This is a genomic window from Allomesorhizobium aridi (assembly GCF_043769475.1).
In the GTDB taxonomy this organism is placed as follows: Bacteria; Pseudomonadota; Alphaproteobacteria; order Rhizobiales; family Rhizobiaceae; genus Allomesorhizobium.
In genome coordinates, this window is sequence record NZ_CP171729.1 from 4,071,489 (window position 1) to 4,098,092 (window position 26,604).

The following is a 26,604-nucleotide window of genomic DNA, read 5'->3' on the forward strand; positions in this document are numbered from 1 at the left end:
GGAAACCGGCGGAATCAGCGATTCGTCGCCGATTCGTTCCGTGTTTGGCCGAGTAGTTAAGCGGGCGCGGAGGAGCGTCCATTGCCGAGTGCGCCTGGATCTGAAACGCACAGGGATTTCAAATGCTTAGGCTTCCGTTGGGCAGCACAGCGACGCGCCTCGCACCCAAAAGTTAACGGTTTCGGCGAAGCGCGTGCTTTTGGCGTGGCGGCGATTCACGATCTGGTGCGCGGAGGGGTCGGCCAAGCTAGATGTTGCCGTGAACAAAGCCTGAATCGCGGCGAGTCACTGATTCGTGTCCGATTCGTTCCAGACTCGTTCCAACGTTAATTTTGATGCTTTTCGCTTTCGTTTCCGGGATTGAAACCCTATTTGTCGCTCATCAGCCGATTGTCGCTCCCGCGGCCCCCGTTTCCCTGCGTTGCGAGACGCCAAGCCGACAAGCCGAGCCAGAAAGGCCGCTTCCCGTTCCGATGAATCTGCAGCAGCCAAAGAACGATCCGCTCATCCTTTCGGGACGAGACGTGACGGCCGTGCTCGGCCCGACCAACACCGGCAAGACGCATCTGGCGATCGAGCGCATGGTGGCGCATGAGAGCGGCGTGATCGGCCTGCCGCTCAGGCTGCTGGCGCGCGAGGTCTATGGCCGCGTCTGCGAAAAGGTCGGGGCGAACAAGGTCGCGCTGGTAACCGGCGAGGAGAAAATCCTGCCGGCCGGCGCGAAATATTCGGTGTGCACGGTCGAGGCCATGCCGCGCGAGACCGACGCCGCCTTCGTGGCGATCGACGAGGTGCAGCTCGCCGGCGATCTCGAACGCGGGCACATCTTCACCGATCGCATCCTGCACCTGCGCGGCCGCCAGGAAACGCTGCTGCTCGGCGCGGCAACGATGCAGGGCATCCTCCAGCGCCTGCTGCGCGGCGTTTCGGTGGTGACGCGGCCGCGGCTTTCGCACCTCGCCTATTCCGGGTCGAAGAAGCTGACGCGGCTGCCGAGCCGCTCGGCCATCGTCGCCTTCTCGGCCGACGAGGTTTATGCGATCGGCGAATTGATCCGCCGTCAGCGCGGCGGCGTCGCCGTGGTGCTCGGCGCGCTCAGCCCGCGCACCCGCAACGCCCAGGTCGCGCTCTACCAGTCGGGCGATGTCGATTTCCTTGTCGCCACCGACGCCATCGGTATGGGGCTGAATCTCGATCTCGACCACGTGGCCTTCGCGCAGAACCGCAAGTTCGACGGCTTCCAGTACCGCAACCTCAACGCCGCCGAACTCGGACAGATCGCCGGCCGCGCCGGGCGGCATCTGCGCGACGGCACTTTCGGCGTCACAGGCCAGGTCGATCCGTTTCCGGACGAACTGGTCGACAAGATCGAGAGCCACGATTTCGATCCGGTCAAGGTGCTGCAATGGCGCACCGCCCATTTCGATTTCTCCAGCATCGATGCCCTCAAACGTTCGATCGACACGACCGCGCCGGTCGAAGGCTTGACGCGCGCCCTGCCGGCGGTCGACAGCCGGGCGCTGGAGCAGCTTTCGCTCGACCCGGAAATCCAGGCGCTTGCCACCGGCCGCGAGCGGGTGGCGCGACTGTGGGAAGTCTGCGCGCTGCCGGACTATCGCAAGATCGCACCGGCGCAGCACTCGGAACTCGTCGCCTCGATCTACCTCGACATTGCGCGCCATGGCCATGTCGACGAAAATTACATGGCCGAACAGGTGCGCCGCGCCGACACGGTCGAGGGCGACATCGACACCCTGTCGCACCGCATCGCGCAGATCCGCACCTGGACCTACGTCTCGAATCGGCCGGGATGGCTTGCAGATCCGCAGCACTGGCAGCAAAAAACGCGCGAGATCGAGGACAGATTGTCGGATGCGCTGCATGAGCGGTTGACGAAACGCTTCGTAGACCGCAGGACTTCCGTCCTCATGCGCCGCCTTAGAGAAAATACGATGCTTGAAGCCGAAATAAGCCCTGCCGGAACAGTCCTCGTCGAAGGCCACCATGTCGGAGAACTACAGGGGTTCCGTTTCACGGCCGATCAGTCCGCCGGCGGCGAAGACGGCAAGGCGATCAAGGCCGCCGCGCAAAAGGCGCTGGCGCTGGAATTCGACAGCCGCGCGGAGCGGTTTGCCGCTTCCGGCAACGGCGACATCGCGCTCGGCTCCGACGGCATCCTGCGCTGGATCGGCGCTCCGATCGGAACGCTCGCCGCGACCGACGACGCGCTCAGGCCGCGCGTCATCCTGCTTGCCGACGAACAGCTCACCGGCCCGGCCCGCGACAAGGTGGCAGCGCGCGCGGAGCGCTTCGTCAACCACCAGATCGACACGGCGCTGAAGCCGCTGATCGAGCTCAAGGGCGCCGAACAGCTCTCGGGCATCGCGCGCGGCATCGCCTTCCAGCTTGTCGAGCATTTCGGGCTGATAAACCGGCGCGAGATCGCCGACGACATCAAGTCGCTCGACCAGGAAGGACGCGCGGGGCTGCGCCGTCTCGGCGTGCGCTTCGGCGCCTACCACGTCTTCGTGCCGAGTCTGATCAAGCCCGGCCCGGCCAGCCTTGTGACGCTGCTTTGGGCTCTGAAGAACGACGGCAAGGACAAGCCCGGCTTCGGCGATGTCGTCCACGCGCTTGCGGCCGGCAGGACTTCGGTGGTCGTCGACCCCACCTTCGACCGCGCATTCTACAAGCTCGCCGGCTTTCGCATGCTGGGACGCCGCGCCGTGCGCGTCGACATTCTGGAGCGGCTTGCCGACCTGATCCGTCCGGCGCTGGCCTGGAAGGCCGGGACCGGCGCGCGGCCCGATGGCGCGTTCGACGGCAGCGCCTTCCTGGTGACGCCGGCGATGATGTCGATCCTCGGCGCCAATGCCGACGACATCGAGGAAATCCTGAAAGGCCTCGGCTATCGCGCCGAGCCGAAGCCGGCGCCCGAGGTGAAGGCACGGCTCGAGGCGCTGGACCAAGCCGCACGCGAGGCGGCGGAAGCCGCCGCCGCGAAGCGGGAAGCAGAGAAGGCGGCGAAGGAAGCCGAGAAAGCAGCAGCGGAAGCCGAGAAGGCTGCGGCCGCCGAGCAGAAGTCCGGCGAGACAGTCGAAGCGCCGATCGCCGCCGACGGTGATATGCCCGCCGCTGGGGCGGATGAAGTGGCCGCAAGCGCCGAAGCGTCCTCCTCGCTTGCGGGGGAAGTGTCTGCGGAGCAGACGGAGGGGCGTGGAGACGACGTGCTCGGTTCTTCGCCACCCGCACCCGAACTGACTGCGTCGGAGGGAGAAGCTGTCGCTTCCGAGCCATTGTCGTCCGCCGCCGAGGCAATCGCGCCGGTTGTGCAGGATGAGCCTGTCGTGGAGGACCAGCCTGCCGAAGCCGAGGCTCCTACGGAAGCCGCCACGCCGCCGCTCGAAGCTGCGACCTGGAGGCCTGATGCGGACGAGTTACCCGCTGACCTGGCTCCGGCTGTGCCCGGACCGGAGAGCGTCGGCGAAGCTGCCGCACCTGCGGCAGAAGTCGATACGGAACACGTGGATGGTGCGGGTTTGAGCTCTGTCGCGGAGTCTGCCGAAGCGACAAACATCAAGCCCGCGCCGAAAGGTGACGGCGAGGAAGCCGAGGAGCCCAAGCCTATCCTTTTGTGGCGGCCGGCCCGGTTCGAGCAGCGGCCGCGCCATCACCGGCAGGACAACCGCCAGCGCCGCGGCCAGCACGACGGCGGCGCCGGAGGCGACGGCAAGGCGCAGGGCGAGCGGACGCAGCGAGACGGCGATCGTCCGCCGCGCAGCGACGCCCGGCCGCCGCGCGAGAATGGCGGCAAGGAGCGTTTCGAGCGCGGCAAGTTCAAGGGCAAGCCGAGCCCCGACGGACAGCAGCGGCCGGATCGCCGCGACAACCGTCCGGGTGACAAGGGCGGCTTCCAAGGCAAGCAGCCGTTCCAGGCAAGGCCACCGCGCGAGGAGCGCCCGGTGCGCGTCGACCCGGATTCGCCCTTCGCCAAGCTCGCTGCGTTGCGCGACCAGCTCAAGAAGTAGATGGTCGCCGAAGGCCGGCAGCGCATCGACAAGTGGCTGTTCTTCGCGCGCGTGGTCAAGTCGCGTTCGCTGGCCGCCAAACTGGCGGTCGCAGGGCGGGTCCGCATCAATGGCGACAAGGCCGGCCAGGCGTCGGATTCGGTTAAGCCAGGCGACGTGCTGACCATCACGCTCGAGCGGCGGATACTGGTCTACAAAGTGCTGCAGCAGGGCAGCCGCCGCGGTCCCGCCGAGGAGGCGCGGACGCTCTACGAGGATTTGTCGCCGCCGCCTGCGCCGAAGGGCGAGGCTCCTCCCGACGCGCTGCCGCCGCTGCGCGAAGCAGGCAGCGGCCGCCCGACCAAGAAGGAGCGGCGCGAGACCGACCGGCTGCGCAACGGCGAGGAATAAAGCGCCGTCCGCACCATCAAGCCGAACGGCCGTGAAATTGCGTTCCGCCTACAGGTCGCTGCGGGGAATGGCCGCCCTTGCAACAGCCCTGTAAAGGCGATACCTCACCGCCCATATTAGTCGAGAAAGCAAGGCTCCGGAGCCGCAGCATGACCTATATCGTCACCGACAACTGCATCAAATGCAAATATATGGATTGCATTGAAGTGTGTCCGGTCGACTGCTTCTACGAAGGCGAGAACATGCTCGTCATCCATCCGGACGAGTGCATCGACTGCGGCGTCTGCGAGCCCGAATGCCCGGCAGACGCGATCAAGCCCGACACCGAGCCGGGTCTCGACAAATGGCTGCAGATCAACACCGAATACGCTTCGAAATGGCCTAATATTACCGCCAAGAAGGAACCGCCCGAGGACGCGAAATCGTTTGACGGCGTAGAAGGCAAGTTCGAGAAGTATTTTTCGGAAAATCCCGGCGAGGGCGATTAGAGCGTCCGTTGCGCGTCCGAAAGGACGCGCGGGCGCTCCGGACTTTGAACCTGCGCATGATCCTTTCAGAAAACCTATTCCGGATTTTGGCGTCATGCGCTAAAACCTTGCCAGCAGGATTTCTTGAGCCGACTGTCATGCCCGGCGTTGTCGCCGCTTGACACGCTGTTGCTTCGCGCGTGCAGCAAATTGTTGATTCTTGCTGGTTTTTGTGATAGGGGTACTAAATATGCCGCTGACACACCGTCGATATATGGCGCTGAGCCTTAATCACTGAAAGGTGAAAACCCCAATCCGGACCAAGGCAACTTGGGCCAGGCAACGCTTATTTCAGGCGGATTGCCCGGGCCTTTGGGCTTTTTCCGGTGGTTTGGTCTGTTTGCGGCACTAGATTCGGCCAATCGGGCCGCAGCAGGTCAGCCGGCACTGCAGCCGGCCCAACAAGGAGTTCACCGCGTATGGCAACCGCAATCCCGCAGAAGAAATCCGCAGTCCGGCACGGGTTCAAGACCAGCGAGTACATCGTTTATCCGGCCCATGGCGTAGGCCAGATCGTGTCGATCGACGAGCAGGAAGTCGCGGGCCACAAGCTTGAACTCTTCGTCATCGATTTCGCCAAGGACAAGATGCGGCTGAAAGTGCCGGTCGCCAAGGCGACCGCGATTGGCATGCGCAAGCTTTCCGAGACGGATTATGTCGACCGCGCGCTCAAGGTCCTGCAGGGCCGCGCCCGCGTAAAGCGCACCATGTGGTCGCGCCGCGCGCAGGAATATGATGCGAAGATCAATTCCGGCGACCTGCTTTCGATCTCGGAAGTGGTGCGCGACCTCTACCGCGCCGAGAACCAGCCTGAGCAGTCCTATTCCGAGCGGCAGCTCTACGAAGCGGCGCTCGACCGCATGGCGCGCGAAATCGCCGCAGTCAACCGCGTCTCCGAAACCGAAGCAGTGCGGATGATCGAGACCAATCTCAACAAGGGTCCGAAGCGCGGCGCCAAGGCCGACAACGAGGAAGCCGAGGTCGCGGAACAGGAAGAGGCCGCATAAGCGCCTTCACCCACGCAATCGACAAGAACCCGGCGGCGACGCCGGGTTTTTTGTTGTCCTGCGACAGCCGGGCCGCCTCAGCTTCAACCAGCATTTCCCGGCCTGCGGATGACGCCGCTTGCCACCCGGCGGCCACGGCCTACAATCGCTGAACCCACACAGACAGGAGCGCCGCCATGGACGAAGACAAATTCAACATGTCGATCCGCAAATTCCTGAAGGAGGTCGGCGTCACCTCGCAGCGGGAGATCGAGGCGGTCGTGCGCGAGGGCAGGACGAGCGGCAACAAACTGCGCGTCCGCATGACCCTGACGGCCGAAGGCACCGATCTGAACCATGTGGTGGACGGCGAGATCAATCTCTCCTGAGTATCTATTGATATTCAGGTGATGCCGGCCTGCAAATGGCTGCTTTCATTGATTCCGGGATAATTAAAACCACTCCGGCCGCATCTTGAGCGTGGTGTCGTCGAGGCTGTCGAGGAGCGCGCGCTGGGTGCGGGTCTTCGGCAGTTCATAGGCGAAGAAATAGCGGCAGGCGGCGAGTTTCCCGTCGAGGAAATCATTGTCCGGTTCGGGAGCGGCGCGCCTGCGCGTCGCCGCCATCGCCTGGCGCAGCCACATCCAGGCGATGACCACATGGCCCATCATGTCGAGGTAGATCGTCGCATTGGCGAGGCCGAGCCGCGCATCCGAGCCGACAGTTCCGGCAAGCTTGCCGGTGGTGGCGACGGCCTCGGCGAGATGCGACGCCAGATCCGCCGCATGTGCGGTCAGCCCCTCGACGCCATGCGCCTGCGTCACATCGGCCATGATCCTTGCGGCGAGCGTCTTCACACCAGCGCCGTTCTCCTGCATCACCTTGCGGCCAAGCAGGTCGAGCGCCTGAATGCCGTGCGTGCCTTCATGGATCGCGTTCAGGCGGTTGTCGCGGTAGAGCCGCTCGACGGGATAGTCGCGTGTATAACCATAGCCGCCGAGCACCTGGATGGCGTGCTTGTTGGCTTCGAGACAGAATTCCGACGGCCAGGATTTCGCGATCGGCGTCAGGAGATCGAGCAGGATGCGCGTCTCGTGGCGCGCCTCCTCGCTGGGTGCGGCCTTGATCGCGTCGACCAGGAAAGCGGCGTAGAGCAGCAGCGCCAGCGAGCCTTCCACGGCGGTTTTCTGGGCCAAAAGCAGACGCCTCACATCGGCATGCTCGATGATCGGAATTTGCGGCGAGGAGGCGTCCTTGCCGTCCGGGTGGCGGCCCTGCAAACGCTCGCGGGCATAGGCCAGCGAGGCGCGGTAGCCGGCCGCGCCGAGGGCTGCCGCGCCGAGGCCGACGCCGATGCGCGCCTCGTTCATCATCTGGAACATGTAGCTCAGGCCCTTGTCGGGCTCACCGACGAGGTAGCCGCGGCACGGGCCGTCCTCACCGAGATTGAGCGCCGCGTTGGTTGCGCCGCGATAGCCCATCTTGTGGTTCAGCCCTGCGAGCGCAACGCCGTTCGGCGAGCCAATTGAGCCGTCGTCGTCGACAAGGAATTTCGGCACGATGAACAGCGAAATGCCCTTCACGCCGGGCGGACTGCCGGGGATCTTCGCCAGGACCATGTGGACGATGTTTTCGGAAATCTCCTGGTCGCCGCCCGAGATCCACATCTTCCTGCCGGTCAGGAAATAGGAGCCGTCCTCCTGCGGCTCGGCCTTTGTCGTGATATCGGCCAGGGAAGAGCCGGCCTGCGGCTCCGAAAGGCACATGGTGCCGAAGAACCGGCCTTCCACCAGAGGCTTCAGGAAGCGCGCCTTCTGCTCGGGCGATCCGAAGGCGTCGATCAGATTGGCCGCGGCCGCAGTCAGGAACGGATAGGCCGCCGTGGCGACGTTGGCCATGGAGAAGATGAAGCCCACGGCGCTGCGCACGGTTTCCGGCATCTGCGCGCCGCCCAGTTCCTGATCGAAGCCGGCGCCGAAAAACCCGGCTTCGCGATAGGCTGCGAGTGCGGCACCGACGCGCTCGTCCATGACCACTTTTCCGTCGGCGAATTTCGGCTCGTTGAGGTCGAGATCTGCCGCATGCGGCAGGAAATGCTCCATCGCGATCTGCTCCGCCGTGTCCAGGACACCGTCGATAGCGGCGCGGTCGTAGTCCGCGATCTGGGCAAGGCGGCGAGGCTCGCCGTGGGGAGAGCGTCGAAAAGCTGGAAGGTGATGTCTGCGCGGTCGACCGAGATCATGGAACATTCCTGGGCACGGGGCGTTGGGAGGCGTCTAGGGCGGTTTGCCTTGAGGTCAAGGCCAAAGCCCCCGACGACGCTCCGCAAACCGGAGCGCGGTCCCCCTTAAAGGATCGGGATTAGTGGAATAGCCGGCAAATGCGCCAGAGTTTGGGAGCGCGGGTATGCGAGACAAAGCCAAGAGAGCGATGATCCGGGCAGCCATGAAGGCGCCTTATCTCGATCGCGGCGAAGAACACGAGCTTGCGCTTCGCTGGAAGCAGCACCGCGACCAGGATGCCATGCACCGCATCACCACAGCGCACATGCGGCTGGTCATCTCCATGGCGATGAAGTTCCGCTATTTCGGCCTGTCGATGGGCGACCTGATCCAGGAGGGCCATGTCGGTCTCCTGGAGGCGGCGGCGCGCTTCGAACCGGAGCGCGACGTGCGCTTCTCGACCTATGCGACATGGTGGATACGCGCATCGATGCAGGACTATATCTTGCGGAACTGGTCGATCGTGCGCGGCGGGACCAGTTCGGCGCAGAAGGCGCTGTTCTTCAATTTGAGACGGCTGCGAGCCAAGCTGGCGCAAGGACCGGAGACCATGTCCGGGACGGCCCTCTACAAGGAAATCTCAACCGCGCTCGGCGTTTCCGAGGCCGATGTGGCAATGATGGATTCGCGCCTGTCGGGCCCGGACACCTCGCTCAACGCACCGCTGGTCGACGATGGCGGCAGTTCGGCCGACCGAATGGACTTCCTCGTTTCGGACGCGCCGCTTCCTGACGAGATCGTCGGCGAGACGATCGACGACGAACGCCGCTCAGGCTGGCTGAGAAATGCGCTGGGGGTCCTCAACGAGCGTGAGATGCGCATCATCGCCGAAAGGCGGCTGCAGGACGAAGGCGCGACGCTGGAGGCGCTCGGCGAGACGCTCGGCATCTCCAAGGAGCGCGTGCGCCAGATCGAGAGCCGGGCGCTGGAAAAGCTGAAATCGGCCCTGGTGAAGGAAAGCCCGGCGTTCCTGTCGTCGGCGGCCTAACTCAGATCACCTGTCGGAAATGATCTTGACCTTGTCGCCGGCCGAAACCGTCGCGCCCGGCGACAGCGCGTTGAGCAGTTTGAACAGTTCAAGTTTCTTGTCGACCCCGGCCATGCGGGCGGCTAGCGATCCGATGGTGTCGCCGGGCTTCACGCTGACCACGCGGATACGCAGCGGCTTGAGCGCCGCCTTTTCGCTGGCGCTCAGCGCCTTGAAGCTGCCGCTGACGGCGCGCGCGACCGGGTCGAGCGAAGTGTTGGCCAGGGGCGCTGCCGTCAAGAGCCGGTAGACCTGCCCGCCGGCGCGGATGACCGTTATGTCGAACTGCCAGCCTTCGGCGCGCGCGCTGGCCACCGCCGCCTGATTGCCGTTGATGGTTTCGGCGCGCACGCTGGCCTCATTGAGACCGGCGACCCAGCCGCTGCGGACATAATCGGTCAGCTGCACGTTGGCGTCGAGAGATACGCCGTCGAAGCGGATTGCCATGTCGCCCGGGCCGGTGGCGGTGACCGCCGCGGCCGAATTGTCGATGACGAAGCCGGGCGGCACCGAGAACGACACGCCGAGCCCCGGATGCAGGAAGGTGTTGCCGCGCACATAACCTTCCTCCGGCGTATCGCCGAACAGCAGGCCGTCGATGCCCGCCAGGAAGGAGTCGCGGTCGGTTACGCCGGTTCCCTGGGTGCCGAACTGGCGTGCATGGCGCTGCGCCAACTCGATGCGCTGCGGCGCGTTGGGATGGCTCGCCAGGAAGTCGAGATTGGGGTCGCTCGCCCCGCTGATGCTGCGCATCTCGCTGTAGGTGGCCATAGACTGCAGAAAACGCCCGGCGGCGAACGGGTCGAAGCCGGCCTGGCCGCTGGCCTTGATGCCGATGGCGTCGGCCTCCAGTTCCTGGTTGCGCGAGAACTGTGCGAGGCGAAGCTTGCCGCGGATCAGCGCCGCCTTGGCGGTCGGATTTTCGCCGAGGACGTCGGTGACGACTTTGGTGGCCAGCACCTCCTCGGCTTCCTTCTGCTGGCGCTGAAGGCCGTGATTGGCGGTCACGTGGCCCATCTCGTGCGCGATGACGGCGGCAAGCTCGGCCGAATCATTGGCCAGCGCCAGAAGCCCGCGTGTCACGTAGAGATATCCGCCCGGCAGCGCAAAGGCGTTGACGTTGGGCGAGTTGAGGATGGTGATCCTGTAGGCCTGGGTCGGGTTGCCGGAAACGGTGGTCAGATTGCCCACCACCTTGGCCACCATGCGCTCCAGCTTGGGGTCGGAATACTCGCCGCCATAGGTCGCGAGAATACGCGGATGCTGGCCGCGTGCGATCTCCGCGAGCCTGTCGTTGCGCGAAACATTGTCGACGGTGATCGGATTGTCGGAAGGCTGGAAACCAGACTTCCTTGATGTCGGGCGTCAATGACTGGCAGCCCGCGAGAAGCGCAGCCAAAGCGACCGCCACGCCGAAACGCACGCCAAAACGCGCCGGCTTAGGCGCAGTCACGTCTCTGGTCTGGCGGGTCGGCAGAATGCGTTCCTTTCTCGCGGAATCCGGAGCATGATCGCTGATCATGGTTACCCGTACCTGAACACGGCGATGGCGGAGATGCTCGAATGCGGTTTGCCTGCTAATTATGTCCGCTTCCGGGCGGTTTTGCGTGAAGCCCCCGCTGTCTCTTCCGTACCGATATAATGCCTGAACGCCGCAGGTCCATCGGGCCCGAAGAAAAACTCCGTCTCACCGCCGGCAGCGACGGTTCCATTATCGAGGAAAATCATGCGCTGCGCTACGCGGCGCGCGTCCTCCGGCCGGTGGGTGACGAGGACCACGGTCATCTTGCGCTCTTCATGAACGTCCTGGACGAGGTCCAGCATGTCGTCGCGCAGCGCCGGGCCGAGCGCCGCAAAAGGCTCGTCCAGGAGCAGGACCGGGCGGTCGCGCACCAGCACGCGGGCCAGCGCGACGCGCTGGCGCTCGCCGCCGGAAAGCTCACGCGGCAGGCGCTTCTCCTTGCCGGCAAGCCCGGTGCGTGCGAGTGCCTCGGCTATCGCTTCGCGATCCCGATCCTTCAGCCTTAGCGCCGGCGAGCGGCCGAGCCCGACATTCTGCTCGACGCTCAGATGCGCGAAAAGGTTGTTTTCCTGGAACACCATCGACACCGGCCGCGCGGCGGGTTCCAGATGGGTGACGTCCGCTCCGCCGATCAGGATACGGCCAGCCTGCGGCGTCTCGAATCCGGCAATCAGGTTGAGCAGCGTCGATTTTCCGGAGCCACTGGGGCCCATGACAGCTGTGATGACGGACGCCTCGATCCCGGCGTCGAAATTCATTGCAGCCTCGCCATAGCTGAAGGCGACACGGTCGAGCCGGATTGCAGCGCCAGTGGTCATCGCGGGAAAAAAGCCTTTCCAAGCCGGTCGGCGAGCATCATCAGGGCCAGACAGAGCAGACCGAGCAGCAGGGCGAGGCCTGCGGCATCGTCGGTTCGGTAGCTGCCCATGCGCGCCAGAAGCAGGTAGGGCAGGGTCTGCACGGCATCGCTGCCGAACAGCGCTATCACGCCAAGATCGCCGAGCGACAGCGCCATGGCGAAGGCCAGCGCGGTCATCAGCGGCCGCCGCAGCACCGGCCAGTCGACCAGCCTCAACCGGTTCCAGCCGGCGATGCCGAGTTGCGCGCACAGGCGCTCGTGGCGCTCGCTTGCCGCATCGTGGGCTGGGCGGATGGCGCGGATGGCAAAGGGCATCGCCATGACCGCGTTGACAGTCACCACCATGATGGGGGCCACGGCGAAGACATCGCCGAAATGACGCAGGAGCACAAACCATCCTGCACCGATGACGATCGGCGGCACGACGAGGACAAAACCTGCGCCTGTGTCGACCACGTTTTCCAGGAGCGTCTTGCTTCCGGCGCGGCGACTGAGCGCCAACGCCCGCCGCGCCATGACCAGCGACAGCGCCAATGCCGCCGAAAGCAGCGCCGATAGCGTCGCCAGAACGATGCTGGTCGCCGTCGCCTGCTGCACCGCGGTTTCACCCGCCAATCGGCCAAGGTCAGCATCCAGCCCGGCGATAACCGTCGCCAGCATCGGGCCGGCGACGAACAGCAGCGCAACGATGAGGAGCACGGCGTTGAGCGCCGTTTCGGCAGCGCTCGCGGAGACGAAGCGGCGCGGCGCGACCGACAGATTGGCGTCTCCGGCAAGATTGGCGCCGAGCCGCATCAGCGCGGCAACCACCGCCATGGTCAGCGCGATCTGCAGGATTGTCAGCGCGACGGCGCGGGCGGGATCGAAGTCGAAGCGCAGCGACTGGTAGATCGCCACTTCCAGCGTGGTGGCGCGCGGCCCGCCGCCCAGCGTCAGAACGATCGTGAAAGATGTTATGCAGAGCATGAAGACCAGCCCTGCGATGCCAGGCAGGCTGGCCCGCAGCGCCGGCCACTCGATCAGGCGGAAGGCTGATCTTGCCCCCATGCCGAGTTGGCTGGCGAGCCGCCACTGGTCGGCGGGCACGGTGTCGAGCGCTTCGAGAAACAGCCGGGCCGCCAGCGGCAGGTTGAAGAAGACATGCGCGACGAGGATGCCGGACAGGCCGTAAATGCCCGGCCAGCTCTGGCCGGCCATGGCGCTGAAAGCGTCAGCGAAAAAACCGGCGCGGCCGTAGAGCGCCAGCACGCCGAGCGCCGCGACGATGGCCGGCAGCGCCAGCGGCACGGCGAAGAGGCGCAGGATCAGGGCACGGCCGGGGAAGCTTGGATGGCGAGACAAGGCGCGGGCGACGAAGATTGCAGGAACGACCGACAGCGTTGTCGACAGCAGCGCCTGCCACAGCGTGAAGCGCACGACGCGGAGCAGGTAGGAATCGAAGGCAGCGAGCGCGCCGGACATGTCCTGCACGCCTTCGGCGGCGAGGCCGGCGAACGCGCCGCCGATCAGGATTGTGATAGCCGCCAGCGAGACGATGCCGGCGGTGATGCGGGGGTTGGTCGCAGTCAGTCTCGCCATGCGGGCGCTGCCCCTCACCCTTACCCTCTCCCCGTGGAGAACGGGGAGAGGGGGTCGCCAGCGTTGCTGACATCTCTCCTCTCCCCATCCTGAGCTTGTCGAAGGACACAGGGAGAGGATGCCCTCCATTCGACTTCGCTCAGGAGGCAGGTGAGGGGCAGCCGGCTCATGGCCGATTAAATCTCCGGCGGCGGGCAAGCATTATTCGCTCATCACCGCCAGCCACTCGTCGACCCAGGCCTTGCGGTTCTCGGCGATCTCCTCCGGAGTGAAGGCCAGCGTCTTTGCCGGCTGCACCAGATTGGCGAATGCCGGGTTGAGCGGCTTCTCGGTCCGGCCCGCCGGGAACATCCAGTTGGTCTCCGGAATGACGTCCTGGAAGCCGGGCCCGGTCATGAACGCCATGAACTTTTGCGACAGCGGATTTTTTGCGCCGGTGGTGGTAACGCCAGCCACTTCGACCTGGAGGTAATGGCCTTCCTCGAAGGCCGCCGCCTGGTATTTTTGTGTGTTTTCCGCCACGACATGGTAGGCCGGCGAGGTGGTGTAGGACAGCACCATGGGGGCTTCGCCCTTGGTGAACAGGCCGTAGGACTCGCTCCAGCCCGGCGTCACTGTCAGCACGCGCTTTTGCAACTTTGCCCATGCGTCCGGCGCCTCGTCGCCATAGACCGACTTGACCCAGAGCAGCAGGCCGAGACCGGGCGTCGAGGTGCGCGGATCCTGGATGACGATCTTCTGTTCCGGATCGCCCTCGACCAGTTCCCTCAGGCTTTTGGGCGGGTTCTTCAGCTTCTCCGTGTCGTAGACGATGGCGAAATAGCCGTAGTCGAACGGCACGAAGATGTCGTCGGTCCAGCCGCCGGGAACTTTTATGCCGGCGACATCGGCACCGGACGGCGCAAACAGGCCGGTCGCCTCGGCTTCGGCGGTCAGGTTGGTATCGAGGCCGAGCACGATGTCGGCCTTGGTCGACGCGCCTTCCAGCTTGACGCGGTTGAGCAGCGCCACGCCGTCTGCCACCGCGACGAATTCGAGGTCGCAGGCGCAATCGGCCTCGAAGGCCTTCTCGACCTGCGGTCCCGGCCCCCATTCGGCGGTGAAGCTCTCATAGGTGTAGACGGTGAGTTTTTCCTGCGCGAAAGCCGGAACGGCCGCGGCGGAAATCGCGAGTGCTGAGACAAGGGACAACAAAATGCGCATCGGCGCCTCCTTCATTCGTGTTGAAAGGGAATTGAAGCGCCGGGCGTCCGAAGCATCTAATCCCTCCGCCGGTGCAAACCGGATCAGGTTCAGCGGGTTGGCGATCTGCCTCTCAGCCGGCATGCGAAACGTCGCATCCGGCACCCCGTTAGAGCGGTTCAAGACATAGGCCCGTCGGGCGGACGGGGCAAGCGCTCGTTTGCGGAGCGGCGCGCAATCGCCACCTTCCGTTTCGGGGGCGGCGCGTGATAAGGGCCACCGCCATGAGCAGATTTGCAATCCTCCTCGGCGGCGGTCTCGTCCGCACGCCGCGTCTCGACGCGCAGGTCGCAGGCGCGCGGGTCATCGCGGCCGACTCCGGGATACGGCACGCGGCATCGCTTGGCGTCACGCCGGAACTGTGGGTCGGCGACTTCGATTCCGTGCCGCCCATGCTGCCGGCGCACTACGCCGATATTCCACGCAAGACCTTTCCGCACGAGAAGGACAAGACCGACGGCGAACTGGCCATCGCCGACGCGCTCGGCCTCGGCGCGACCTCGCTGGTGCTGTGCGGCGCGTTTGGCGGACAGCGTGCCGATCACGAATTCCTGCATCTGGCGCTGGCGGTCCAACTCGCCGAAGCCGGCATCGAAGTGACGCTGACCAGCGGCTCGCAGGAAGGATTTCCGCTGCTGCCGGGCACGGCCGATTTCGACTATGAAGACGGCACGCTGTTTTCCATTCTCGGCTTCTCCGAGCTCTTCGGGCTGTCGGTCGAAGGCGCAAAATGGCCGCTCCGCAATGTCGAGGTGGCGTTCGGCTCGTCGCTGACGATCTCCAACGAGACGCGCGGACGCCTGCGCATTTCGCTGGAACGCGGCCGCGCCGTCCTGCTCGCCCACCCTTACCCGCTTCCGGAATACTGAACGACATGGCGCCACCGCTTCTCAATCTCGACGGCATCAGACTGACCTTCGGCGGCGCGCCATTGCTCGACGGGGCATCGCTTTCGGCCTCGGCCGGCGAGCGCATCGCGCTGGTCGGCCGCAACGGTTCGGGCAAGTCGACGCTGCTCAAGATCGCCGCCGGCCTGGTCGAGCCGCAGGACGGCGAGGTGTTCCGCCAGCCGTCGGCGACGATCCGCTACCTGCCGCAGATGCCCGACATGGAAGGGTTCGCGAGCGTCCGCGCTTATGTCGAGGCCGGGCTCGGGCCGGCCGACGATCCCTATCGCGCCACCTATCTGATGGAGCATCTCGGCCTGACCGGCGAGGAAAACCCGGACGATCTTTCCGGCGGCGAGGCGCGGCGCGCCGCGCTTGCCCGCGTCATGGCGCCTGAACCCGACATTCTGCTGCTCGACGAGCCGACCAACCATCTCGACCTGCAGGTCATCGAATGGCTGGAAGAGGAGCTGATCCGCTCGTCGTCGGCGCTGATCGTGATTTCGCATGACCGCCGCTTCCTGGAGCGCGTGTCGCGGAACACCGTCTGGCTCGATCGCGGCCAGACCCGCCGGCTGGAAAAGGGTTTTGCGCATTTCGAGGAATGGCGGGACACCATCCTCGAAGAAGAGGAGCGCGAGCAGCACAAGCTTGGCCGCCAGATCGTTCGCGAGGAGCATTGGCTGCGTTATGGCGTGACAGCCCGGCGCAAGCGCAACATGCGTCGGCTCGGCGAGCTCCAGTCGATGCGGCAACGCTTTCGCGGCCATCGCGGCGCGGAGGGCGTCGCCACGATGGCGGCCAGCGATGCGGCCGAATCCGGGAAGCTGGTCATCGAGGCGAAAAACATCGAGAAGAGCTTCGCCGATTCGACTGTCGTGAAGGGCTTTTCCACCCGCATCCAGCGCGGCGACCGCATCGGTCTGGTCGGGCCGAACGGAGCGGGCAAGACGACGCTGCTCAAAATGCTGACCGGCGAGTTGAAGCCCGACGCCGGCACTGTACGCCTCGGCACGAATCTCGAAATCGCCACTCTCGACCAGAAGCGCGAGGCGGTCGATCCGCAGGAGACGCTGGCGCACTTCCTCACCGACGGGCGCGGCGAGACCCTGGTCATCAATGGCGAGGAGCGCCACGTCGTCTCCTACATGAAGGATTTCCTGTTCAAGGCCGAACAGGCGCGAACGCCGGTGCGCGAGCTTTCGGGCGGCGAGCGGGCGCGGCTGATCCTGGCGCGGGTGCTGGCCCGCCCGGCCAACCTTCTGGTTCTGGACGAGCCGACCAACGACCTCGACATGGAGACGCTGGAGCTCTTGCAGGAGCTTGTCGCGGGGTTCGCGGGCACGGTCATCCTGGTCAGCCACGATCGCGATTTCCTCGACCGCACCGTGACCAGCATCATCGCGCCGGATGGCGACGGCCGCTGGATCGAATATGCGGGCGGCTATTCGGACATGCTGGCTCAGCGCGGCGGCACAAGGCTCGACGACCGGCGCGCCATTCCGAAAACTCCGGCGGAAGCATCCCGCGCAGACTCTGCTCCGGCGAAAGGCCCTGCGAAAAAGCTGTCGTTCAAGCAGAAATTCGCGCTGGAGAACCTGCCAACGAAAATGGCGGCGGTGTCGGCATCGATCTCGGCGCTCGAGAACAACATTGCCGATCCCGCTTTCTATGAACGCGACCCAAAAGGCTTCCAGAAAACCATCGCCGCCCTCGACAAGGAGCGCGCCACGCTCGCCACGATGGAGGAGGAGTGGCTGGAGCTCGAAATGCTGAGGGAAGAACTGGAAGGCTGAGCGGCGTTGCGATCGCATTTTGATGCGCATAGATTATGCGCATCAACCGGGAGACATGCCATGGCGCGCGAAGCCCGTTCCGTGCAGCGAAAATCGACTAACCTCTCGCTCGACGCGCGGTTGGTCGCCGAAGCGAAGAACCTCGACATCAACATCTCGCGCGTTGCGGAAAAAAGCATCGCGGATGCGGTGGCCGAGGAAAAGGCGCGGCTGTGGAAGATCGAGAATCGCGAGGTGATCGAAGCCTGGAACGAGTATGTCGAGCGTAACGGCCTGCCGCTGGCGAAATACCGTCAATTCTGATGGCTCGCTACGACTTGTTTTCCAGCGTCGGCGCCGAAGGCTATCTGCTCAACGTGCAGACGGATCTTCTGGATCACCTCAAGACTCGTGTCGTCATTCCGCTGCTGCCAGCAGGAACGACGCCGCCTCCGATAAAGCGGCTCAACCCGATCTTTGAGATTGGTGGCCAAAAATATGTGCTGGCTACGCAGCTTCTGTCCGCGGTGCCGGTCCAGGAATTGACGAGGCGTGAAGACAGCTTGTCAAGGCATCACGACCAGATCGTCGGCGCGCTCGACATGCTGTTCCAGGGTTTCTGAAGCGCGCCGGCCAAACCGGCGCGCTGTCAGCCGGCGCTGGCGGCCTGCCAGGCTTTCATGGCTTCGTCGAACACCTTCGCGCCGGGAATGCCCTTCTCCATGGTGAACAGCGCGCGGCGGCCGGACTTGTAGATGACAGGCACGTCGATCCAGCTCTGGCGGCGCAGTAGGGTCATGTTGGCGTCGATCTCGGGCTGGGACTCGTTGAGCGCCACGAGGAAGAAGCCGTCGGCGATCTTGGCCGGAATGCCGATCAGCGGGCTGCCGGCCTCCTGTTCGGATCCTTTCATCGAAACGCGCAGGACATTGTCGATACCGCCGCCCTCGAAGCCTTCAGGCGTGAGGAAGATCACCTCGATGATATGGCTCGCCGGCAGCGTCTGGTCGGCGTTGCGCCGGATGGTCATGCGCAACTGCACGTCCTTGCCGGGGATGGTGGCTTCGGCGCGGATCGCCGGCTCCGGCGGCAGGTCGCCTCCGGGCGATTCCTGCACCAGCGACCAGACGATCGAGCCGGGCTCGGCCGAGCCTTCGGCGACGTTGGTGCGTTCCTCGTAGAAGATTGCCTTCTGGCCGACCGGCACGGTCGGCTGCGAGACCGGCGCTTCGGACGGCGCGGCAGGTGTTTCGGCCTCCGCGACGGGAGGCTGTCCGGCTTGCGGCGCTGCCGGTGCTGCGGGGGCGTTCTGCCCAGGCGCCGCCGGCGCTGGGGGCGGTGGCTGGGTAACCTCGGCCACCGAAGTGCCTTCACCGATGGCTGGCTCCCCGCCCGCCGGGCCTGGATCGACTTCGCCGCCTTCGCTGGTCAGCCGCTGCGTGAACTTCTCGTTTGCCGGAGCGGCTGCGGGAGGCGTTTCGGCCTGCGGCGGCGCCGCGGCCACTTCCGTTTCGGGCTCCGCTTCAGGTTCGACGAGCGGCCTCGTCACGACCGGAGCGGCCGCCATCGGGCCGGACGGTTCCAGTCCCAGAATGTCGCTGAAGGCGTCCTTGTTCAGCCAGACGCCGTAGCCGCCGCCCGCCAGCACGGCAAGCGCAATGCCCGCGGCCACGAGACCACCATAGCTGCGGCGGCGGCGCTCGTAAGGCCGGTCCGGCGCGATGATCTCGGTCTCGCCGTCGCCATCGTCGTCGAACGCCTCGCTTTCCATCTCGGGAGCTGTCGGCGGGCTTTCCGGCAATGGCCGAGCCGCTTCTTCCTGCCGAGCCGGCGCGGGTTCGGGCGCCGGCGCAGGCGTGGCGACAGCCTTGGGCGGCGGCGGAGCGACGGTCCTGGGGTCCTGGGAGCGGGAGGCGGCTCCTGCCGGAGCGTGCGCGGTTCGGGGTTCTTCAGCGAAGCGAAAACGTTCTCGAGTTCGGCCAGCGGGTCGTTCGCCTTGGCCGCGTCGGCATATTCCCGCTCTATGCTGGCGATGGCGCCCTCGAGCGCCTGCTTCTGGCGGTCGACGACGCCTTCCGGCGGCTGCGGGCTCATGGCGGCGAGCTTCGCGGCAATGGTCGAGCGCGCCTTGTCGTACACCTTCTCGCGCATCTGCGGAGTGGCGTCGTTCAACCCGTCCAGCGTCTTTCTCAGAACCGCTACGAAATCTGCCATGCTTGTCGACCTGTGAATTTCCTTCCTTCCGGCTCGCCTGCGCAAGGGCGGCGAGTTCCGGAAGGGGCCAAAATCTAGTCTTGAAACGGATCGGTCACAAGTATCGTGTCGTCCCGTTCCGGACTTGTGGAGAGCAGCGCCACCGGCGCGCCGATCAGTTCCTCGATATAGCGGACATATTTCACCGCCTGCGCCGGCAGATCGTTCCAACTGCGTGCGCCCTTGGTGGTGCCCTGCCAGCCTTCCAGCGTCTCGTAGACCGGCTCGACGCGCGCCTGCGCGCCCTGGCTCGCAGGCAGATAGTCGATGGGCTGGCCGTCCAGGCTGTAGCCGGTGCAGACCTTGATCTCCTCCAGGCCGTCCAGCACGTCGAGCTTGGTCAGGGCGATGCCGTTGATGCCGTTGACAGCCACCGCCTGCCGCACCAGCACCGCGTCGAACCAGCCGCAGCGGCGCTTGCGCCCAGTGACCGTGCCGAATTCATGCCCCCTCGTGCCGAGGAATTCGCCGACCTCGTTGTCCTGCTCGGTCGGGAAGGGCCCCTCGCCCACCCGCGTTGTGTAAGCCTTGGTGATACCGAGCACATAGCCGATGGCGCCCGGCCCTATGCCGGCGCCGGGCGAAGCCTGGCCTGCGATGGTGTTCGACGAGGTCACGAACGGATACGTGCCATGGTCGATGTCGAGCATCGTCCCCTGGGCGCCCTCAAACAGGATGCGGGCACCGGCGCGGCGCTTGTCGTCGAGGATCTTCCACACCCGGTCCATGAAGGGCAGGATGTCGTCGGCGACAGAAGTCAGTTCCTGCATGATCGCTTCGTGCGCGACCTCCGGATGGCCGAGCCCACGCCGGAGGGCATTGTGGTGGGTCAGCAGCCGATCGATCTTAAGGGGAAGAGTCTCCAAATCCGCCAAATCCATGACCCGAACGGCGCGGCGGCCTACCTTGTCTTCGTAGGCCGGTCCGATGCCTCGGCGGGTCGTTCCTATTTTCGTTCCCGAATTCGAGGCCGCGTCTTCGCGAAACCCGTCAAGCTCTCGGTGCAGCGACAGGATAAGCGCGGTGTTTTCGGCAATTTTCAGGCATTCCGGCGTTACTTCGACGCCCTGCGCCTTCAGCTTGGCGGATTCGGCCACGAACGCGTGCGGGTCGAAGACGACGCCGTTGCCGATGATGGAGAGCTTGCCCTCGCGCACGATCCCGGAGGGAAGCAGCGACAGCTTGTAGACCTTGCCGTCGACGACCAGCGTGTGGCCGGCATTGTGGCCGCCCTGGAAGCGCACCACCACTTCGGCGCGCTCCGACAGCCAGTCGACGATCTTGCCCTTGCCTTCGTCGCCCCACTGCGAGCCGACGACCACCACATTGGCCATGATTATTCCCTTCAGACGCCGCCGAAGCGGCTGCTAAAACCAATCCCGAAAACCGGAATCGGTTATCGGAAAGATCATGCGCAGATTCAAAGTCTTGAGCGTCTTTGCGCGGCCGAAAGGACGCGCGGCGCTCTAACGCACGAAACGACAGGGCCTCTATAGCGTCATGAAACGCGGAGCGCGACCATTCTTTGCGGCCCAAGTTCCCGCAGGTACAAGATTTTCCGGCCTTGGCGTCCTTTACTTGGCAGGTGGCGGGGCCTAGGTCGGCGGGCCTGATTATTCGGACCGCCCCGTGAACAAAAAAGCTTACCTGTTGCTTGGCCTCACCACCCTTTTCTGGGGCGGCAACGCGATTGCCGGCAAGCTGGCGATAGGCCACGTCTCGCCCATGCTGCTCACCACGCTCCGCTGGGGACTCGCCGCGGCGATGCTCTTCGCCATAGGCTGGCCGCGGCTAAGAGCCGACTGGAGCAAGGTGCGCCGGCGCCTCCTCTATCTGACGGCCCTCGGCGCGCTCGGCTTCACCGCGTTCAACATGGCGCTCTACACGGCGCTTATCCACACCAGCGCCATCAACGCCTCGATCGAGCAGGCCGGCATCCCGATGCTGATCTTCGCCGGCAATTACCTGCTGTTCCGGATGCGCGTGACCTGGGCGCAGATCGTCGGCTTCATTCTCTCGCTGGCCGGCGTAGCCGTGGCCGCGAGCCATGGCGATCCCGTCGCGCTGCTGCAGCTCGATGTCAATTTCGGCGACGCGCTGATGCTGATCGCCGTGCTCGTCTACGCTGGCTACACGGTGGCGCTGCGCTTCAGGCCGATGATCCACTGGCAGAGCCTGATGATCATGCTCACCGGCACCGCTTTCGTCACCTGCATTCCCTTCGCGCTGGCTGAGTTCTGGACAGGAAACGCCATCGTGCCCGACGCGCAGGGATGGGCGATCGTCGCCTATACAGTGCTGTTTCCGTCGATCCTGGCGCAGATATTCTACATTCGCGGCGTGGAACTGATCGGCGCCAACCGCGCCGGCCTGTTCATCAACCTGGTTCCGATCTTCGGTACGCTGCTGTCGATCGTCATTCTCGGCGAGGACTTCCATCTCTATCACGCCCTGGCCATGATCATGGTGCTCGGCGGCATCTGGCTGGCGGAGCATAGCGGGCGGAAGATGGCAACGTGATCAGAAGGCCTTGGGCAGGCCGGCATCCTTCAATATGTCGTTTGCCAAATGACGGGACTTCAGGAAAGTAACTACGGTAACGCGTTGCCCGGTCTCAGGATTGTGCCAGATTTCGTGATCCCCCTTGCCTTGCCGAAGCATCATCCAACCGGCGTTCGTGAGCAATCTCTTCAACGGCTTGGCAAAGTTCTGCATTTGATTACCTAAGTGCCGCAACGAATCATTGGCGTCACTATAGGCGCGCATCCACGGTGTAGACGTACCGGCAAGGACTATTCGGCCGCGATGGGATTCGATGCGGCGGAAATGCCATGGACTACCAGCTCAATATCGAGATCCGCGACGTCTTTCAGATCGAGCAAGTCTGGCAAAACCAGCAAAATACGCTCCCGAAGGCCATCGAGAGACTCACTCTCCGTCGCCAATCCGACCTTTCCTCGCGACACTGCGTACCAGACCGAAGCCTCGTCGTCCCATCGCACATCAACGACCAATTTCATGCCGGTGTCTCCAAGTACTCAATGATACATCAGTAGGCCGGAAACAAAAAGCAAACGAAATCGCGTGCCGCCACGCGGGTTAAATCCCTCCCACGTCAAACTGCAGCCGCTTGGCCGAATCGATCGACTTGTTGGCGCGCAATTCAGCCAGCGCCTTTTCCGGGAACGGCGCATCGAGATAGAGCAGCGCGATGGCGTCGCCGCCCGGGCGGTTGCGGCCGAGCTGGAAGTTGGCGATGTTGACGTTGTTGTTGCCACAGATGGTTCCGAGCAGGCCGATGATGCCGGGGGCGTCCGGGTTGGTCGTATAGAGCATGTGCTGGCCGACCTCGGCGTCGAGATTGATGCCCTTGATCTGGATAAAGCGCGGCTTGTGGTCGGAGAAGCACGTTCCGGCGATCGAGCGCGTCTGCTTCTCGGTTGTCACCGTCAGCTTGATGTAGCCGTCGAAGACGCCCGACTTGTCGCGCTTGACCTCGGCGACGATGATGCCGCGTTCCTTCACCATGATCGGCGCCGACACCATGTTCACGTCGGAAACCTGCGGCCGGATCAGCCCGGCGAGCGCGGCACTGATCAACGCGCGCGTGTTCATCGTGGCGGTAACGCCGTCGAACAGGATCTCCACCTCCTTGATGGGATCTTCCGTCACCTGGCCGACGAATGCACCCAGAACCTCGGCGAGCTTAACGAAGGGCTTCAGCCGCGGCGCTTCCTCTGCCGTGATCGAAGGCATGTTGATCGCGTTCGACACCGCGCCCTTGACCAGATAGTCCGACATCTGCTCGGCGATCTGCAGCGCCACGTTTTCCTGCGCTTCCGTCGTGGAAGCGCCGAGATGCGGCGTGGTGACGACATTTTCCATGCCGAACAGCGGGTGTTCCGTTGCGGGCTCGGTCTCGAACACGTCAATGCCGGCGCCGGCCACCTTGCCGCTCTTCAGCGCGGCGATCAGATCGGCCTCGACGATCAGGCCGCCGCGGGCGCAATTGATGATGCGGACGCCGTTCTTCATCCTGGCAATCGAATCCGCGTTGATGATGTTCCGGGTCTTGTCGGTCAGCGGGGTGTGCAGCGTGATGAAGTCGGCGCGGGCAAACAGCGTGTCCAGATCGACCTTCTCGACGCCAAGTTCGGAGGCGCGGTCTTCCGACAGGAACGGGTCGAAAGCGATGACATGCATCTTCAGCCCGACGCTGCGCGTGGCGACGATCGAGCCGATATTGCCGCAGCCGATGATGCCGAGCGTCTTGCCGGTGATCTCGACGCCCATGAACCGGTTCTTTTCCCACTTTCCGGCGTGGGTCGATGCGTTTGCCTCCGGGATCTGCCGCGCCAGCGCAAACATCATGGCGATGGCATGCTCGGCGGTGGTGATCGAATTGCCGAAGGGGGTGTTCATCACGATGATGCCCTTGCGGCTGGCGGCCGGTATGTCGACATTGTCGACCCCGATGCCGGCGCGTCCAATCACCCTCAGCTTCGTGGCGGCCGCGATCAGCTTTTCGGTGACCTTGGTGGCCGAGCGGATGGCGAGGCCGTCATACTGCCCGATGATCTCGAGCAGCTTTTCCTTGTCCTTGCCGATGTCGGGCAGGTAGTCGACCTCAACGCCGCGATCCTTGAAGATTTGCACGGCGGTGGTGGAGAGTTTGTCTGAAACGAGAACGCGGGGCATGGGAGTATCCTTTGATGAGATCGTTTGACGGGCTGGCGCTGCCCCTCACCTGCCTGCCGGCATCCTCTCCCCGTAAGGACGGGGAGAGGAGCGCAGCGTCGGCGTTGGCGATCCCCTCTCCCCGTCCTTACGGGGAGAGGGTAAGGGTGAGGGGCAGCGCAAGCACCATTGGATAGTCAGGCCGCGGTCTTCAACGCGGCCTTCTGCGTGGCGAAGGCCCAGTCGAGCCAAGGCGTCAGCGCCGCGAGATCGGAAGCCTCGACGGTTGCGCCGCACCAGATGCGCAGCCCGGGCGGCGCATCGCGGTAACTGGCGATGTCGTAGGCGACCTTTTCCGCTTCGAGCAGGGCGGTCAGCCCTTTGACAAAGGCCTGCTGGCCGGCATCGTCGAGGCCGGCGACCGCGGGATCGGAAAAGCGCAGGCAGACCGAGGTGTTGGAGCGCAGGTTCTCGGCTTCCGCCAGAAAATCGACGGCCGGATTGGCGGCGACCCAGTCGGCAATGACCGCGGCGTTGGCGTCGGCGCGCGCGATCAGGGCATCGAGCCCGCCGACCGATTTCGCCCACTCCAGCGCGTCGAGATAGTCCTCGACCGCAAGCATGGAGGGCGTGTTGATGGTCTCGCCCTTGAAGATGCCCTCGATCAGCTTGCCGCCTGAGGTCAGGCGGAAGATCTTGGGCAGCGGCCATGCAGGCTTGTAGGTTTCAAGCCGCTCGACGGCACGCGGGCTGAGGATCAGCATGCCATGCGCGCCTTCGCCGCCCAGAACCTTCTGCCAGGAGAAGGTGACGACATCGAGTTTTTGGAAATCGAGCTTTTGCGCGAAGGCGGCCGAGGTCGCGTCGCAGATCGTCAGGCCTTTTCGGTCTGCCGGAATGAAATCCGCATCCGGAACACGCACACCCGATGTCGTGCCGTTCCAGGTGAAAACCACGTCGCGGTCGAAATCGACGGAAGCAAGGTCGGGCAATCGGCCATAGGGCGCCTCGAAAAGGCGCACATCGGGCAGCCTGAGCTGCTTGACGACGTCGGTGACCCAGCCGGCGCCAAAACTTTCCCAGGCCAGCATGTCGACCCCGCGCTCGCCGAGCAGCGACCACAGCGCCATCTCGACGGCGCCGGTATCGGAGGCCGGCACGATGCCGATGCGATAGTCGGCCGGAACCTCCAGCACCTCGCGGGTGAGCTGGATGGCCTTCTCGAGCTTGGCTTTGCCGATTTTTGCGCGGTGGGAGCGGCCGAGCGCAGCGTCGCCGAGCGCCTGGAGCGACCAGCCGGGGCGTTTGGCGCAGGGGCCTGAGGAGAAATTGGGGTTTGCCGGACGGAATCCGGGCTTCGAAAGCGTCGTCATCGTGGTTCTATCCTTCCAGATAGCAAGCCCCTCGTTGGGGAGGGGTGGCCCACGGACGGCGATATTGCTTGCATGCTCCGGCGTCAAGAGGAAAGTTTCTGTCGCATTCAGGCCGTGAACGAAAACGGCGGGCCGAAGCCCGCCGCCTTGGTCACCGAAATTGCGCCGCGCCTACCAGAGTTCGTAGCGCAGGCCGACCTTGACCTCGTGCGTCGAAAAGCCGTCATCCGTGCCCTGGATGCCGGACGCGCCGGCGGCTTCCGAGAAGTCGTCCCAGCCGAACATGTCGCCGCCGTCGATGTGGCGGTACTTGTAGCCGACATCGAGCTTCAGGTTGTTGGTGAGGTCATATGCCGCGCCCGCCATGAAGGCGTAGGTGAAGCGCCAGTCCTTTTCGCCATCGTGATCCGCGCTCGATACCGCACCGCCGGGAGCCGGGCAAAGGCCTACGCCGTCCACGCAATAATTGGTGCTGTCGAGGCCGTCCCAAGAGAGATAGCTGTAGCCGACGCCCGCGCCAACATACGGCGTCACGCGGACATAGGTGCCGAGGTCGACATAGCCGTTGGCCATCAAACTCAGGACGGACACCGAAGAGGAGTCCTCCGAACGGCAGCCTGTCCCGGCAAAGGCCGGGGCGGTGCTGCACGGACCGTCGGACGATGTCGTGCCGTCGAAATCGGCGCTAAATCCATCAACCGTGAGGTCGCCGCGTATCCAGTCGTTGTAACGGTAGCCGAAGCCGCCGCCCCAGGTGAAGTTCTCGTCCAGGCTGTGGTCGTCGAAGGAGGCGCTGCCGTAGGTCGCGGTGATCGGGTCGAAGGTGCGGTAGTCGACCCCTCCCATATCCGTCGAAAACACGTATCCGACGTCGCCGCGCAGGTACCATCCCGAGCCTACTTCGACCGGGACGAACTCTTCCGCTTCCTCCACGAAGATCGGCGGATCGTAGTCGGCCGCATGCGCCGGCGCGAGCGGTATGAGCGCCGCGGCGGCAAGCAGAAGAAGAATTCGCGATTTCTGGATCATGCCCACGCTCCCGAAATGGCGAGGCCCAAGCCAGCCCGCCCTGTCAGAAGCATTGTTAACTATAGTGGTTAAGTGCGGGTTAAGGTTAACGGCGATTTTGAGGCCGGGCGGCGGCGGCCTCAAAGAGGCAAAAAAAGGCTCCCGGAGGAGCCTCTTTCGATGCTGTCAG

22 protein-coding genes, 1 pseudogene and 1 riboswitch are annotated in these 26,604 nt (G+C 64.5%); of the genes and pseudogenes, 11 read left to right on the forward strand and 12 right to left on the reverse strand.

The genetic code is table 11. The features are described 5' to 3' along the window. The first annotated feature begins 473 nt into the window (after window positions 1-473). The 5 genes from ACG873_RS22170 (at window position 474) to ACG873_RS22190 (ending at window position 6,320) form a co-directional block, all read left to right on the forward strand. Window positions 474-4,028 (forward strand): helicase-related protein, encoded by a 3,555-nt coding sequence (locus ACG873_RS22170; RefSeq protein ID WP_394887650.1) that lies wholly within the window; start codon window positions 474-476, stop codon window positions 4,026-4,028. Further along, a complete protein-coding gene (locus ACG873_RS22175; protein WP_394887652.1) occupies window positions 4,029-4,418 on the forward strand; it encodes an RNA-binding S4 domain-containing protein in 390 nt (129 codons plus the stop codon). It begins immediately after the preceding gene. Between the two features lie 149 nt (window positions 4,419-4,567). Next, entirely contained in the window at window positions 4,568-4,906 is a 339-nt protein-coding gene (fdxA, locus tag ACG873_RS22180) for a ferredoxin FdxA (RefSeq protein ID WP_394887654.1), read from the forward strand. A 458-nt stretch (window positions 4,907-5,364) separates the two neighbouring features. Beyond that, window positions 5,365-5,952 carry a CarD family transcriptional regulator gene (locus ACG873_RS22185; protein ID WP_394887656.1) on the forward strand — a complete coding sequence of 196 codons (588 nt, stop codon included), beginning with the start codon at window positions 5,365-5,367 and terminating at the stop codon, window positions 5,950-5,952. A gap of 176 nt (window positions 5,953-6,128) precedes the next feature. Further along, window positions 6,129-6,320: a DUF6494 family protein gene (locus ACG873_RS22190; protein WP_394887658.1), complete on the forward strand. Its 192-nt coding sequence runs from the start codon at window positions 6,129-6,131 to the stop codon at window positions 6,318-6,320. A gap of 63 nt (window positions 6,321-6,383) precedes the next feature. Here the strand turns inward: ACG873_RS22190 and ACG873_RS22195 are convergent, their stop codons facing one another. Then, complete coding sequence (locus ACG873_RS22195) at window positions 6,384-8,180, reverse strand: acyl-CoA dehydrogenase (RefSeq protein ID WP_394887660.1); 1,797 nt, start codon at window positions 8,178-8,180, stop codon at window positions 6,384-6,386. A 157-nt stretch (window positions 8,181-8,337) separates the two neighbouring features. Between ACG873_RS22195 and ACG873_RS22200 the strand changes: the two genes are divergently transcribed. Further along, window positions 8,338-9,201: an RNA polymerase factor sigma-32 gene (locus tag ACG873_RS22200; protein WP_394887662.1), complete on the forward strand. Its 864-nt coding sequence runs from the start codon at window positions 8,338-8,340 to the stop codon at window positions 9,199-9,201. Between the two features lie 6 nt (window positions 9,202-9,207). Here the strand turns inward: ACG873_RS22200 and ACG873_RS22205 are convergent. From ACG873_RS22205 to thiB, 4 genes and pseudogenes are all read right to left on the reverse strand, one after another. Then, window positions 9,208-10,762 (reverse strand): annotated as a pseudogene (locus ACG873_RS22205) (M48 family metalloprotease). 59 nt (window positions 10,763-10,821) lie between these two features. Continuing rightward, entirely contained in the window at window positions 10,822-11,580 is a 759-nt protein-coding gene (thiQ, locus tag ACG873_RS22210; RefSeq protein ID WP_394887664.1) for a thiamine ABC transporter ATP-binding protein, read from the reverse strand. Beyond that, window positions 11,577-13,199, reverse strand: coding sequence for a thiamine/thiamine pyrophosphate ABC transporter permease (gene thiP / locus ACG873_RS22215; protein ID WP_394887666.1), 1,623 nt, complete (start codon window positions 13,197-13,199; stop codon window positions 11,577-11,579). The genes thiQ and thiP overlap by 4 nt, the downstream gene beginning before the upstream one ends. Window positions 13,200-13,400: 201 nt before the next feature. Further along, window positions 13,401-14,402: a thiamine ABC transporter substrate binding subunit gene (gene thiB / locus ACG873_RS22220; RefSeq protein ID WP_394887668.1), complete on the reverse strand. Its 1,002-nt coding sequence runs from the start codon at window positions 14,400-14,402 to the stop codon at window positions 13,401-13,403. 43 nt (window positions 14,403-14,445) lie between these two features. After that, a riboswitch (TPP riboswitch) is annotated at window positions 14,446-14,560 on the reverse strand. Between the two features lie 105 nt (window positions 14,561-14,665). Here thiB and ACG873_RS22225 point away from each other — a divergent pair. Genes ACG873_RS22225 through ACG873_RS22240 form a run of 4 tightly spaced genes read left to right on the forward strand, consistent with a single transcriptional unit; the run spans window position 14,666 to window position 17,726 of the window. Then, complete coding sequence (locus tag ACG873_RS22225; protein WP_394887670.1) at window positions 14,666-15,310, forward strand: thiamine diphosphokinase; 645 nt, start codon at window positions 14,666-14,668, stop codon at window positions 15,308-15,310. A gap of 5 nt (window positions 15,311-15,315) precedes the next feature. Then, a complete protein-coding gene (locus ACG873_RS22230) occupies window positions 15,316-17,124 on the forward strand; it encodes an ABC-F family ATP-binding cassette domain-containing protein (RefSeq protein WP_394887672.1) in 1,809 nt (602 codons plus the stop codon). Window positions 17,125-17,184: 60 nt separating this feature from the next. Next, window positions 17,185-17,427 (forward strand): type II toxin-antitoxin system CcdA family antitoxin, encoded by a 243-nt coding sequence (locus ACG873_RS22235; RefSeq protein ID WP_394887674.1) that lies wholly within the window; start codon window positions 17,185-17,187, stop codon window positions 17,425-17,427. Next, on the forward strand, window positions 17,427-17,726 hold the full coding sequence (locus ACG873_RS22240) for a CcdB family protein (protein WP_394887676.1): 300 nt from the start codon (window positions 17,427-17,429) through the stop codon (window positions 17,724-17,726). The genes ACG873_RS22235 and ACG873_RS22240 overlap by 1 nt, the downstream gene beginning before the upstream one ends. Before the next feature lie 26 nt (window positions 17,727-17,752). Here ACG873_RS22240 and ACG873_RS22245 read toward each other — a convergent pair whose 3' ends face one another. Continuing rightward, window positions 17,753-18,874, reverse strand: a complete 1,122-nt coding sequence (locus ACG873_RS22245; RefSeq protein WP_394887677.1) for a hypothetical protein — start codon at window positions 18,872-18,874, stop codon at window positions 17,753-17,755. 517 nt (window positions 18,875-19,391) lie between these two features. Next, the gene (locus tag ACG873_RS22250; RefSeq protein ID WP_394887679.1) at window positions 19,392-20,690 is read right to left on the reverse strand and encodes an adenylosuccinate synthase; all 1,299 of its coding nucleotides are present in this window, start codon (window positions 20,688-20,690) and stop codon (window positions 19,392-19,394) included. A 295-nt stretch (window positions 20,691-20,985) separates the two neighbouring features. Here ACG873_RS22250 and ACG873_RS22255 point away from each other — a divergent pair, with 295 nt between their 5' ends. Next, the gene (locus tag ACG873_RS22255; RefSeq protein ID WP_394887680.1) at window positions 20,986-21,876 is read left to right on the forward strand and encodes a DMT family transporter; all 891 of its coding nucleotides are present in this window, start codon (window positions 20,986-20,988) and stop codon (window positions 21,874-21,876) included. Here the strand turns inward: ACG873_RS22255 and ACG873_RS22260 are convergent, their stop codons facing one another. The 5 genes from ACG873_RS22260 to ACG873_RS22280 form a co-directional block, all read right to left on the reverse strand. Then, the gene (locus tag ACG873_RS22260; protein ID WP_394887681.1) at window positions 21,877-22,071 is read right to left on the reverse strand and encodes a type II toxin-antitoxin system HicA family toxin; all 195 of its coding nucleotides are present in this window, start codon (window positions 22,069-22,071) and stop codon (window positions 21,877-21,879) included. Between the two features lie 77 nt (window positions 22,072-22,148). Further along, window positions 22,149-22,376: a DUF1902 domain-containing protein gene (locus ACG873_RS22265; protein ID WP_394887682.1), complete on the reverse strand. Its 228-nt coding sequence runs from the start codon at window positions 22,374-22,376 to the stop codon at window positions 22,149-22,151. Between the two features lie 79 nt (window positions 22,377-22,455). After that, window positions 22,456-24,054: a phosphoglycerate dehydrogenase gene (serA, locus tag ACG873_RS22270; RefSeq protein ID WP_394887684.1), complete on the reverse strand. Its 1,599-nt coding sequence runs from the start codon at window positions 24,052-24,054 to the stop codon at window positions 22,456-22,458. A gap of 176 nt (window positions 24,055-24,230) precedes the next feature. Beyond that, complete coding sequence (locus ACG873_RS22275; RefSeq protein ID WP_394887686.1) at window positions 24,231-25,406, reverse strand: phosphoserine transaminase; 1,176 nt, start codon at window positions 25,404-25,406, stop codon at window positions 24,231-24,233. 171 nt (window positions 25,407-25,577) lie between these two features. Beyond that, window positions 25,578-26,435 carry an outer membrane protein gene (locus ACG873_RS22280; protein WP_394887688.1) on the reverse strand — a complete coding sequence of 286 codons (858 nt, stop codon included), beginning with the start codon at window positions 26,433-26,435 and terminating at the stop codon, window positions 25,578-25,580. Window positions 26,436-26,604 lie beyond the last annotated feature (169 nt).